This is a genomic window from Bartonella tribocorum, assembly GCF_002777915.1.
In the GTDB taxonomy this organism is placed as follows: Bacteria; Pseudomonadota; Alphaproteobacteria; order Rhizobiales; family Rhizobiaceae; genus Bartonella; species Bartonella tribocorum_A.
The window spans coordinates 69,527-82,589 of record NZ_NJGE01000007.1; the positions used below are offsets into that span (position 1 = coordinate 69,527).

Below are 13,063 nucleotides of genomic sequence, written 5' to 3' on the forward strand. Positions count from 1 at the left end.
GGATCTGTTCCTTATAAAAATTGCTTATGAAAAAAAGCAATGAAAATCCCATAAATCAAAAGGAGACTAACAAAACCGAAGAGGATAATCCACTTGAAATGTTGTCTTAGAAAATTCATTGCTTTTTGTCCAAAATGTTTAATCAGCCACGCGAGAAGATAAAAACGAGCGCCTCGGGAGAAAATACAAATGAGAATGAAAAGTTCAAGACGTACACTCATCACACCAGCCAAAATTGTGACAATTTTGATGGGGGGAAGATGAAAAAAACCTGATGTTATCAGTAAAATAATCAGAAATTGTAGGGTTGCACTGTTTTTTAGAGATTCAAAACTTTCAACTTTTCCGTAAAATTCTAAAATGGGTTTGGCAAGGGTGTCATAGGCAAAATGTCCGATGAACCAACCGACAATGCCTCCTAAAACAGAACAGATCGTGGCAATTAAAGCGTAGCGATAAACCTGCTTTTGACGGATAAGAAGCAGCGGGATATATAAAACATCTATGGGAATTGGAAAAATAGAACTTTCAATAAAGGCAATGAAACCAAGCCAGTGTGGTGCTGTACGCCGATTTGCTAAAGAAATCGTCCAAAGCTTTAATTTGTTTAATATCATAAGATTTTTATAAATTTAAGAGGTAAAGACTTTACAAATGAAATTGCTATAAATGCCATAAAGAGAATATTCCATAAAACAGAGAAGAAAATGAGAGAAATTCTAAAAAATGAGAAGTCTGGTGTTGACGAATCTGTTCTTCTTCATATAGTGCAGAGAGATAATCGACAAGTCTGTCTTTTATAATACAAGTGCGGGTGTGGTGGAACTGGTAGACGCGCCAGACTCAAAATCTGGTTCCGAAAGGAGTGTCGGTTCGAGTCCGACCACCCGCACCACTTTATAAATACCTCCCCTTTGTCCTATTGTGCTGCATCACATAGATTTATAAAACCCTAGAATTTATAACGCCTTAGGATTTATCAAACCTTGGCATTTAAATCAGTGATGTATAAAGAGTCTTCACCGTTTTGCTTGTTGAATAAACACCCTCCAATATCGGAGAATTTTCTCATTTGAGGACTGTTTATTGTTAATCAATCAAAACCCTAGCTTTTGCACATTACAAGCTGGATGCGTTTGCGTGGCATAAAATTATATTAAGAAAAGTATGATTCTTTTGCACCGTCTTTAAATGCCAAGGGCTGTCGAATATTTTAGAGCTGGCAAAGTGAGGCATGGTAAGCGTTTGCTTCTTTATCGTTTACTAAGTGCAAAAATCGAGAAATAATAGATTTTATATTATTTCCATGGGAAGCTTTACTCTTTACGAACAGCGTTGCAAAAAGGGGGTGCGGGTTTAGTGTTTCTTGAAAATAAGCTCATGCATGTGCAATTGTGTTGGGGGGGCGTGTGTTTGGTTTGAAGCGCTTTCTTATGCCATGAGGGGGATGATCTAAGAAAGCTTAGAAACAAAAGCGTGTGGACCATGTTTAATCTTCACTCTTTAAAAGAGCGTTTTTGTTAAAGAGAGCGTTTGGCTTTTGCTTTGCTGAAGCAGAAGGACAAGAAGAGGGGCAGGCTTGGGGTTTTTACAAGTGGTTTTTTTGCTTTTTACAACTTCATATTCTCCTCAAATGAAATTGCCTCTTTCGTTTTAGAAATGACACAAACAGAGATTGGCAATAACCTTGCTCTATTTTGGATAAAACAGTGGTAAAACGTCGTCATTTGATCATTTAAAGTGTGGAAGGCAGCTTTTTGAAATGTTCAGAGGCGTTTTTTAAAGTGCCTCTTGAATATTCGGGTTAGGGTTTGTCATAGTTTTAAGGTTTCATGGATCCCCATAAAATGGGAAGTCGAGAAGAAGCGGCTTTTAAGAGTTGTCATTTCTTGACAAACCGACATGAGGTTTGAGGGGGGCAAGTAGGGCGGGTAAAAATGGGGTTTAAAATCTTTGTTCTTGAAGATGTGGCGAGAAAATCAACTCTCGTTAGCCTATAAAGCGACTTTGTTAAGGAAAAAAGAGGTGAGAGGTGAATGGACATTGGAAAAAATCGATTGTTTGTCGATTAAGAAGCATTGGTTTTTAAGCGTGAAAAAAGAGGTTGAAAATAAGCATACACAAGACTTCTCCTTTATGCTGTTATCATGTTAGCATCATCAGCTATATTTGATGCGCAATATCCATCTTTGTTTTAAAGAAATACTATGCTTTCATTGACTTCATGAAGGCGCCAATGGCGTAATGGTGTGTGGGTTAAACGTTTATTGTTCAAATGCAGCCTATAAAAGGATGAGAGAATAGAAACTTGACTAAGACGCTGGATTTGTTTGCCATCCTTTGTTGAGAGTTGAGCGTTGGTTTTTAGAGACTTTATCTTAAGGGAGGAGAGACATAAAAAAACCCCGTTTTTAACAGGGCTTTTTAAACGTTTTATTTTTTCTAAAAGACATTAGAATTTATAAGCGATACCAAGGCGAAAATTATGCGTTTGGGCACTCACTTTCAGTCCATCATTTTCAAATTTCTGTTTAAAAAAATCTGTATAGCGATATTCTGTCCGCATGATAATGTCATCTGTCATGGCTAGATCAAAGCCACCACCAACCGTATAACCAATCATTGTTTTTGTTTCATTGAATACATCACCAGAAGCAAAGACGACTGTCGAATCCTCTTGTGATTTTGCTAAAAGTGATAGGATATATTGCATTTGTGAGTAGGCGACACCCCCTGCAATATAAGGCATAAGACGATGGGAAGAAAAACCAATACGCGCGCGCAAAGCTCCAGTCCATTTTTCTTTCAACGTTACACTGCTTACAACAATATCACCATAGTTGGGGATCGTTTCATCCTGAGCGGCAGGTTTTATAATAGGAATTCCAGCTTCATGAAAGGCAGCGTTAATAGTGTCTAATTCATCGAGAATTTTTTTTCCATTGTCCGTTTGGGTGTTTTTTCTGTCCGACCAGACTATGTCCGTATCAAAACTGACAACAAGGTTATTTCCAAAATCAACATTAGAACCTGCATAAACACCGGCGACAAATCCTGTTGGTTTTGGTGATAAATCTCTGTTGACCCAAGCCCATTTTCCACCCTTGGCTTCTGATGGGTAATCTAAAGCGCTTTTACTAGAAAGATATCCAATTTGTCCGCCAAAATAAAAACCAGACCAAGAAAAAGGCGCTGAAACAGTAACCGGTGCGATCTTTGGTGATAAATCACTTGGCGCTGAAACATTCGATTTTGGTTGTTTTAAGATTACCGTATCGGCTGCTTGCGCTGTTGAAACAGCCATAAAAGTGAAAAGAGATAGTGCAGTTAAACATTTTGTATTCATAAATACATCCCCATTTATTTCAAATAATAGAGATTATTATGCATGAATTGGTTAAAAAATCTATACATAATTATCATTATGAAAATAAAATATTCTAAAAATCCATAATTTTTCATTATTAAGCTTTTTTAAAAAATTGTGTTTGTCTTGCAACTTTCCCATATAAACCTTGGCTTTAAAGATTTTTTTGGGGAATGTATTCCTTCAGTGTTCTCTGTATTTTATAAAACATTATGGTGTAATCAATAATTTTTTAGATTGTTAAAAACATTATTTTATAGATATAAGAATATTTTTTATTGTTTGGTGATAAATACATTATCCATAATGATTATTATGTTTGTGCTTAATATCTATGCTTCATATCAACATATTTCGTATTAAAAATATGCACAGTAGGTTCCTCATATTCTTTGTTCAATCTTATGATGCTTCTTGTATGTCGATAGCCTTGAGGACTTGAGAGGAAGAGCAAATTTCTTTTTTCAATTGTTTTTTATCGATATGCCACGCTTGTCTGTGATGATCCAAGCGCATTGTTTGGATTTAATTCAATGAGATAAAAATAATCAGGGGGGGGATAAAAATAAAGAGGGGGAATATGAAAAATAATCAGGGGCAATACGAAGAATAAAAAGGGGGGAAGTGGGAGAGTGCTATTCTATGAGGTTTCTCATTCATGTAAAACGATAAATTATTTTTCTCGTTCCTCTCAGTTGAAATGTGAATTGGAGCCTCAAGGTTGAATGTTATTGATCATTTTGAAGAGGGCCAATGCATGGTTTAGGTTTTTGAGGGAAATGCGCAAGAGCGCTATGTGAGGGCCCAGCTCTTCAAATTTCAAGCGCTTCAAATTTATTGCAAAGTGTCAAGGATATATTTCTGTGAGGGTGCGGATTGTTTTGAGCAGAGGCATCGTCAAAGCTTTGCAGGGCGTTGCATTTTTTTCCAACAGCTGTTCTTCTATTGGCACGCCTCTCTTTATGCTCTTTACGCTTCATAAAAAAGTAAGCCGGCACCATTACACACTTGAGCCTGCTTTAAAATGCTGTGGAACACCTCCTTGGTTTTTTGAGATGGTTCATTCGAGGCATTTTTTCTTTTCTTATTGGAGCCGTAGTCTTAAACAATTTTACGCTATACACTCATTTCGCTTGTGATGTGCGAGCCAATGATTTTGCCAATGATTTTGCCAATGATTTTGATTGATTGAATATAAATGGATTAAAATTTAAGAGAATCTTACGGTCTTCGAGATTGTTTATTCAAGTTGGATAAAGAGTATCTTTATCATCAATCTATTATCTCATTTTTGCAAGAGACAAATTTGCAAGAGACAAAACGGGGATGGGCGTTGAACATGAATAGTGTGGGGAATTCATCATAATTAAGCATCATCGGGGCGTGGGCACCCCGATGATTTTATGCATAAGGTTTAAGAAGTTTGCCTCTTCTCTCAAGGATTCTTTATTGCGGAGCAATCATCTTTTTGGGATCAACCAGCCGGTCATAATCTTCTCCAGAAACGCCTGCTTTGAGAGCTTCAGTGCGCAAAGTTGTATCATTTTTATGCGCTGCCTTGGCAATTTCAGCGGCTTTTTCATAGCCAATTTCTGGAGCAAGAGCGGTGACTAACATCAGTGAGCGTTCCATGAGCGCGTGGATATGAACACGATTGGCACGTAATCCTTGAATGCAATGCAGATCAAAAGAACGCATACAATCCCCAAGAAGGGTAATGGATTGTAAAACGTTATAGCCAATAACAGGTTTATAGACGTTGAGTTCAAAATGCCCTTGGCTGGCGGCAAAGGTTACGCTGGTATGATTACCAAAGACTTGGGCTGCAACCATGGTCATGGCTTCACATTGGGTGGGGTTGACTTTGCCAGGCATAATAGAAGAGCCAGGTTCATTTTCAGGCAAGTTGAGTTCGCCTAAGCCGGAACGGGGACCAGAGCCTAAAAACCGAATGTCATTGGCAATTTTAAAGAGATCAGCGGCTAAGGCATTCAAGCTTCCGTGGAAATGCGCAAGCGCGCCATGATGGGCAAGCGCTTCAAATTTATTGTGCGCTGTCTTAAAGGATATTCCTGTGAGGTCGCTGATGGTTTGTGCAAAGGCAACGTCAAAACCTTTTGGAGCGTTGAGTCCGGTTCCCACAGCTGTTCCGCCTTGGGCAAGCATTTGAACATCAGCAAGGGCTGTTTCAATACGATGAAGATTGGCTTCCAGCGCGACCCGGTAGCCTGAAAATTCTTGTGCAAGCGTTAAGGGGGTGGCATCTTGTGTATGGGTGCGTCCAATTTTGATAATGTCGGCAAATTCTTCTTCTTTTTTCTTAAAAGTGGTAATCAGTGCTTCAAGAATAGGAAAAAGATGTTGGCGCGTTTGCAGCGTGGTGGCAATGTGCAGCGCTGTGGGAAAAGAATCGTTGGAGGATTGACTCATATTGACATGGTCATTGGGATGAACAGGCTTTTTGCTTCCCAGTTTGCCTCCCAAAAGCATGCTCGCATGGTTGGCAATCACTTCGTTGACATTCATATTGCTTTGTGTCCCTGAGCCTGTTTGCCAAACAGAAAGGGGAAAATGCGTATCGAAGGCGCCAGAGAGAACTTCATCGGCGGCAGTGACAATCGCTTTTCCAATTGTGGGAGAAAGCTTGCCTTTGTCCATATTGACAAGGGCGGCTGCTTTTTTGACAAGGCTTAAAGCGTAAATGATGGTGAGAGGCTGCTTCTCAGTGCCAATATTAAAATTATGCAGAGAACGTTCAGTTTGTGCTCCCCAATAACGATCCTGGCGTACCGAAATCGTTCCAAAGCTATCCGTTTCCTGACGTGTTTCAACCATGATAAGATCCTTTTTTGTTCACGGGTTCTTAAAAAAGCTAAATAACGCGAAAGTGCAAGAAGAAGCAAGACATGGAAGTCTCATTTATAGAGAAATTATTTTATGGCTCTCCTTGACATTGAGAAAAGCCGATTTTATATCTTGAATAGTGTTAGCACTCATAACTTAAGAGTGCTAGCAAGAACTTTCTAAGATTAACGCAATTATGTTCAGTTTTAAGGATTTAAAACATGGCTAATATACAATTCCGCCCACTTCACGACCGTGTCGTTGTTCGTCGGGTTGAATCTGAAAATAAAACCGCTGGGGGGATTATCATTCCTGATACAGCAAAAGAAAAACCACAAGAAGGTGAAGTTATTGCTGTTGGCAATGGCGCTCTCGACGATAACGGAAAGCGCGTGCCTTTAGAAGTCAAAACAGGGGACCGTATTTTATTTGGAAAATGGTCTGGAACGGAAGTCAAGATTAATGGGGAAGACCTCTTAATCATGAAAGAATCTGACATTATGGGAATTATGGGCTAAGACGCGCTCAATTTTTCATTGTGTACTATTTTAAAAAAACTCCAAGGAGAAATTAAATGGCTGCTAAAGAAGTCAAATTTGGCCGTGAAGCGCGTGAGCGTTTGTTGCGCGGTGTCGATATCCTTGCTAATGCGGTTAAGGTGACACTCGGCCCTAAAGGGCGCAATGTGGTGATTGATAAATCATTTGGTGCGCCGCGTATCACAAAAGATGGTGTATCCGTTGCAAAGGAAATCGAACTGGAAGATAAGTTCGAAAATATGGGTGCCCAAATGTTGCGCGAAGTTGCTTCTAAAACCAATGATATTGCTGGGGATGGAACAACAACGGCAACTGTTTTGGGACAAGCTATTGTCCAAGAAGGTGTTAAAGCCGTTGCTGCGGGCATGAACCCTATGGATCTTAAACGCGGAATTGATGCTGCTGTTGATGAAGTGGTGGCTAATCTTTTCAAAAAAGCTAAAAAAATCCAAACTTCAGCAGAAATTGCGCAAGTTGGAACCATTTCGGCCAATGGTGCTGCTGAAATCGGTAAAATGATCGCGGATGCCATGGAAAAAGTGGGCAATGAAGGCGTTATTACCGTGGAAGAAGCTAAAACGGCTGAAACGGAGTTGGAAGTCGTGGAAGGTATGCAATTTGACCGTGGCTATCTTTCCCCTTACTTTGTCACCAATGCTGAGAAAATGGTTGCCGATCTTGATGATCCTTACATTCTCATTCACGAAAAGAAATTGTCCAATTTACAATCTTTACTTCCTGTTTTGGAAGCGGTTGTACAGTCTGGTAAACCCCTTCTTATCATTGCTGAAGATGTGGAAGGTGAAGCTTTGGCAACGCTCGTGGTCAACAAATTGCGCGGTGGTTTGAAAATTGCTGCTGTAAAAGCACCAGGGTTTGGTGATCGTCGTAAAGCAATGCTTGAAGATATCGCTATCTTGACATCTGGACAGGTGATTTCTGAAGATGTGGGTATTAAGCTTGAAAATGTCACTTTGGATATGCTTGGACGTGCAAAGAAAGTGAATATTTCTAAAGAAAATACCACCATCATTGATGGTGCTGGACAAAAGGCTGAAATTACTGCACGTGTTAATCAGATTAAAGCACAGATTGAAGAAACAACTTCTGACTATGATCGTGAAAAATTGCAAGAAAGATTGGCTAAACTCGCTGGTGGTGTTGCTGTTATCCGTGTGGGTGGTGCAACAGAAGTTGAAGTGAAAGAAAAGAAAGACCGTGTGGATGATGCGTTGAATGCAACACGGGCGGCTGTGGAAGAAGGTATTGTTGCTGGTGGTGGTACCGCATTGTTGCGTGCAGCAAGTGCGTTGACCGTTAAGGGAAGTAATCCTGACCAAGAAGCAGGGATTAATATCGTTCGTCGTGCTCTCCAGGCTCCAGCACGCCAAATCGCAACCAATGCTGGTGAAGAAGCAGCGATTATTGTGGGCAAAGTGCTTGAAAATAATGCCGACACATTTGGTTACAATACCGCAACCGGTGAATTTGGTGATTTGATTGCTTTGGGAATTGTTGATCCTGTGAAGGTGGTGCGGTCTGCTCTTCAGAATGCGGCTTCAATTGCAAGCCTTCTGATCACAACAGAAGCAATGGTGGCTGAAATGCCAAAGAAAGATGCTCCAATGCCTCCAATGCCAGCTGGTGGAATGGGCGGAATGGGCGGAATGGATTTCTAAGCTCTTTTCCCTAAAGATAATTAAGAAACGGGTCTTTTCGACCCGTTTTTTTTGTCTCTTTCTTTTCTTCTTGTTTTTTGTAATGCATTGATTTATAATGATAATCTATCGTTGTTCATATTGAATGAGAGTCCCGAATAACGTCAAATTCTCTCATTTCAAATCTGTTTATCTTGAATCAATCAATGTCATTTGCTTGCACGTCATAAGCGGGATGAGTGTGTGGATTAAATTTGGATAAGAAAAGACTAAAAATGGCCCTTATGAACACTCCCAAGTGCCAAGGGCTGTCGCAACATTGGCGGTTGAAAAATAGTGTGATGGTGCGGCTTGCTTCTTCATAAACGTAAAGATGGAGGAGCTCAATGGATTTACCGCTATACCCTTCACGGGCGCCACCGTGAAATGGGCTCGGGAGCGTTGCGAGATGTTTCTTTAAAACAAGCCCGTGAATTGGCAACTGGGTGGCGTTCTGTTTTACGTGAAGGGCGTGACCCTATTCAAGAACGCAATAAACAAAAGTGTGAGGTAATAAGCACTCTTCATTATTTAAAAGACATTGCCATGGATGCTTTTGAAAACCGTAAAACCGAATTAAAAGGGGATGGGAAAAATGGTAAATAGTTTTCACCTTTATGCCTTCATATTCTCCCCAAATTAGGCTGTTTACCCGTTTTAGAGATTACACAAACAGAGATATGCAATACCCTTGCCCCTATCTGGCATACAAAAGCTACAACAGCAGAAAAAGCATTGATACGTTTTAATCTTTGTCTCAAACATGCGGCTGCATGAGGCATCGAATACGGACAATGATTGCAGCCCGCACTGCAATTTTCATTACAAATTACAATATTATCGCCCATGAAATTCCTTATTCAAGTTCATATAATCCAATACTAATTGTTTTATGAAAATATTTTGGTATAGACAAAGATCAGAAATTTTTTTAGCCACAAACGCTTTTATCATTGGTAAAGCTTCATCCTTTGATATCGACAGCAAATGAGAAATATAGTCTATCCGTTCTTCTAAATTGAGAGATAATCTTGGACTGGTGAAAAATGTTAAGATATCCAATTCCGGACTGGCTTCTTGACATAAATCCCAATCCACGACCATAAAAGAATTCTCAGGAGTAACAATGATATTATCAGGATGTAAATCTCCATGTGATAAGATTATATTCTTGCTTAATCGATCTTCAAAGATCTTATTGATTTGATCAATAATCGCCTTTTGATGGAGCAAATCCATTTGGCTCAATACAGTACCCCGGATAAACTCCCATTCGACGACTTCATCGCAAAGTGTTATCAAATTTGGTGCAGGATAGAGACTTTGTCGAAAAGAGCCATCCTTGATGTTTTCATTAATGCACGATGCTTCCGGATAAATTTGCCCATAGCAAAACTCTTGATGCTTGCGTTTCAAGAAATGTTGTTTTGACGATTGTGCATTTTCAGGCTGTAACCAAATGATTTCTTGTTTTTTGACAAAAATAATTAAAGCAGCCCCCCCAAAAATCACAGCCATAACCACTGCCAACCACAAATTAGCTTGCCAGAATGTTGAAAAAACATGACCGTATAAAAAACTGAATGCAAAGGATACAACAGCTGTAATAATGGCTGAAAATGATAAAACAGTCGCGATAGCTTTGGGATCAATCAGTGAATTTATAAGAAGAGACGACAAATAAGATCGATAAGCAGATTTAAAAACACATAGCAGTAAAAATCCTAATATAAGAGCCGCAATGATTTGAAATGACATGAGAAAAAAAGCAATGGTTACCATACAACCAATCATTAAGACGGGAAAAATAGGATTTTGAAACTTTGAAAAATACTTCTGAAACAATATATTGGAACTTGCTGAAAAAAAATTCCCAATGATAAAAATAATCGAAACCAAAATAGCAGGTTGAAATGGCAAAAAATCAGAAAATGCGATAGAAACAGTTCGATTATTAACCAAAATAGCAAAAGCTGAAACTGCACTTAAAAAAATAAGAGTGAAGCGATAAGGATTTTTGACTTCTTTACGGCTGGCGCACAGAACTGTGAAAATACTCGGATGAGCGTTGATATGAAAACTATCTAATCCCTTCGTCAGTTTTGAAAACATAAAAATAGCAAAAATTAATGAAAGGACTTGAAAAATCACAGGCAATGCAGGATGCACATAATAAAGTATTCCCCCTAAAAAAATAAGTACCGTTGTCACACTATAGGTAACAGCAGCCACTTCAGACTTAACGGAAAACAGTGTGCGATGCTTTGGTACTATAGAAAAGAGTAAACTATCTTCCGCACCTGAGAAACAAGCGGCTGCTAATGTAATACACAACAAATAAGTGGCGTAAGCAAAATATGCATAATTCATAAAAAGAGCTAAAAAACCACAAAGAAAGAAAAACAGCCCAATATAAATAACGCGCTTACTTCCATAAACATCTGATAATAAACCCAAGGGGACTTCTAAGATCAAAGGAAGCAATAAAAAATAACTCCCGATTAAAACAATATCCGCTTGCGACAAATGCAATTTTTCCGACAAAAAAAGTGGTAAAACAGCAACCACGAGAGCAGTAGACTTGCTAACACTATAAATCTTAAATTGCTTAACCTTATCCACAAAATACCTTCCCACGACATCCGCTCCATGCACCAGATTCTTTCAAAGATTTTAAAACGCTTTGAGCAGACCAATCTATTGCCTCATAATTTTGTAGATTCCCAAAAGCTTCTGAATAAAAGCAATTTTTTAAATCTCCATTATCGTCCAATACCAAGGATGAAAATGGAAATAAACACATTAACGGCGACGAAACGTACGTAGAATTTTCGCCCAAGTAATAATTAATACAATTTACAAAATTTTGTGACGTCCATGAGATTTTCCTTTCTTGGAATTTTTTATCTATATAAATCTGAAGGGGGGATTCTTTCCTTGATAATTCATCTCTCCAATGAAAAAGTGAGGCGTTTGGCGGAAGAATTTTGTTTTTTAAAGTCTTAGATCGATCGTTTGTATGATTTTTTCTAGAAAAACTAAATGACGATGTATCGAGCGGGCTGAATCCGATATAATCGACATCTTTGCTTATACAAAAATCAATAAAATTAATAATATTTTCTAGGATCTCTTTGGTAACTGTCGCTCTTATTCCTATACTTTGCAGAGGTTGAAGATTCTTAATTGTTTCAATGTTTTTCCACGCGCGATCAAATTTATTCGCTCCCCGTATATCATAATATCCTTGAATACTCGTCGAATCCATAGAAATAACAATTTCCTTTATGTCATACTGTAAAATCCATAAATTTTTATGCAATAAGATGCCATTGGTATTTAATTCAACAGGCAGACCTCGTTCATTCAACGTTAATAAAATATCTTTAAGCTTCGGATGCATTAAAGGTTCTCCCCCAGAAAGCATCACTGAGGCTGCTCCTTTTTCTTTCAACATTCTCAATAAGGGGATTAAACGTTCTGGAGTATGTCAATTTTTTCCTTAATCTTCCAGCAATCGCACATGATACAAGGGCTATTGCAATTCTGGATAATATGTATAACAGACGTTATAGGTACCCATAATTTTTTAAGATCAAAAATCGAATCTGGCGCACTCATCAAGTTTTCCTTCTTTAAAAGAAAACCATTCTTTTCTCGTTCTTTTAACAAGATTGAAAAATCTGATGCTAAAATCTCTGTCTCTACATTAAGCTTTGCCGCAACAGTATATCCTCCTCATATTCTTATTATGTACCTTATAGTATTTTGTAAAAAATCTGAAAACTTACAACTTTATAATTGTTAAGCCAATTTAATTGTATTACGCAATATTCAGTTTGGAAAACGAATTGGCCTATACCGGTATAAATCGAAAAACTCTTGTGCTCAGCTAATTTCCATTTTAATTATTAAGTTCATTCAAAAAGTATTATTCCTTATTTCAATCGCAATAAGAAATATGCAATGCTCTGCTTTATCAAGTAATTTTAAAAAGTTTTTTTTGGGGCGGAAATAAAGAATAGTTGTTGCGTAAATCAGCTTCTTAGAAGAAAAATTTTTCAATTATTTTTTTGTTCTGGAAAGCGGTTTTTTTACGTGGAAAAGAAGCTTCGCCTTATCTTTGCTTTAACCCTCTATCTCTAATAGTCTATCCTTATAGTTCCTAATATATCACAGCTTTGATGTCTCCACGAGTAGCACGCTATATTTCATTCCTTTCATTTGTGCTTTTTTCTCGACCTTTCTTATTACACCCGTCATTTTTCTTACAAAGTGCACATTCTTATGGTTCATTTTACAGCTCTACATTTTTACGATTTTGAAAATTTACAGAAAGCAGTAGAGAAGAGACCTTGCGCTTTTAAGCCTATTTTGTGATGGGGTTGGTGTGTGATGCGGAGTTGGTGCGTGGTATGGGGTTGGTGCGTGATACGGGGCTGGTGTGTGGAACGGAGGGGATTGGTGCGTGGTATGGGGGCTAAAGTGCACATTCTTATGGTTCATTTTACAGCTCTACGTTTTTACGATTTTGCAAATTTACAGAAAGCAGTAGAGAAGAGTCCTTGTGCTTTCAAGCCTATTTTGTGATGGGGGTGGTGTGTGGTACGGGGGGG

The 13,063-nt window shown here is 38.5% G+C and carries 7 protein-coding genes, 1 tRNA gene and 1 pseudogene; 4 read left to right on the forward strand and 5 right to left on the reverse strand.

The window, feature by feature from the left end; translation table 11 throughout:
* Positions 1-11 precede the first annotated feature (11 nt).
* Entirely contained in the window at positions 12-617 is a 606-nt protein-coding gene (locus CER18_RS04340) for a YqaA family protein (RefSeq protein ID WP_100128861.1), read from the reverse strand.
* A 193-nt stretch (positions 618-810) separates the two neighbouring features.
* On the opposite strand from CER18_RS04340, the gene CER18_RS04345 reads away from it, so the two are divergent.
* Positions 811-895: transfer RNA gene (locus CER18_RS04345), tRNA-Leu, on the forward strand.
* Between the two features lie 1,557 nt (positions 896-2,452).
* On the opposite strand, the gene CER18_RS04355 is transcribed toward CER18_RS04345, so the two are convergent.
* Both CER18_RS04355 and fumC read right to left on the reverse strand, forming a co-directional pair.
* Entirely contained in the window at positions 2,453-3,346 is an 894-nt protein-coding gene (locus CER18_RS04355) for an outer membrane protein (protein WP_100128863.1), read from the reverse strand.
* A 1,467-nt stretch (positions 3,347-4,813) separates the two neighbouring features.
* Complete coding sequence (fumC, locus tag CER18_RS04365) at positions 4,814-6,202, reverse strand: class II fumarate hydratase (protein ID WP_100128865.1); 1,389 nt, start codon at positions 6,200-6,202, stop codon at positions 4,814-4,816.
* Between the two features lie 230 nt (positions 6,203-6,432).
* Here fumC and groES point away from each other — a divergent pair, with 230 nt between their 5' ends.
* The 3 genes and pseudogenes from groES to CER18_RS10015 form a co-directional block, all read left to right on the forward strand.
* Positions 6,433-6,729, forward strand: coding sequence for a co-chaperone GroES (groES, locus tag CER18_RS04370; RefSeq protein WP_005774667.1), 297 nt, complete (start codon positions 6,433-6,435; stop codon positions 6,727-6,729).
* A gap of 56 nt (positions 6,730-6,785) precedes the next feature.
* Positions 6,786-8,429, forward strand: a complete 1,644-nt coding sequence (gene groL / locus CER18_RS04375; RefSeq protein WP_039758355.1) for a chaperonin GroEL — start codon at positions 6,786-6,788, stop codon at positions 8,427-8,429.
* A 327-nt stretch (positions 8,430-8,756) separates the two neighbouring features.
* A pseudogene (locus CER18_RS10015) lies at positions 8,757-9,221 on the forward strand (integrase arm-type DNA-binding domain-containing protein); the annotation flags it as partial.
* A 63-nt stretch (positions 9,222-9,284) separates the two neighbouring features.
* On the opposite strand, the gene CER18_RS04385 reads toward CER18_RS10015, so the two are convergent.
* Together CER18_RS04385 and CER18_RS04390 are read right to left on the reverse strand one after the other, a co-directional pair.
* Positions 9,285-11,084 (reverse strand): MFS transporter, encoded by a 1,800-nt coding sequence (locus tag CER18_RS04385; RefSeq protein ID WP_245410048.1) that lies wholly within the window; start codon positions 11,082-11,084, stop codon positions 9,285-9,287.
* Positions 11,062-11,904, reverse strand: a complete 843-nt coding sequence (locus CER18_RS04390; RefSeq protein ID WP_245410049.1) for a radical SAM protein — start codon at positions 11,902-11,904, stop codon at positions 11,062-11,064. Before CER18_RS04390 ends, CER18_RS04385 begins: the two co-directional genes overlap by 23 nt.
* Positions 11,905-13,063 lie beyond the last annotated feature (1,159 nt).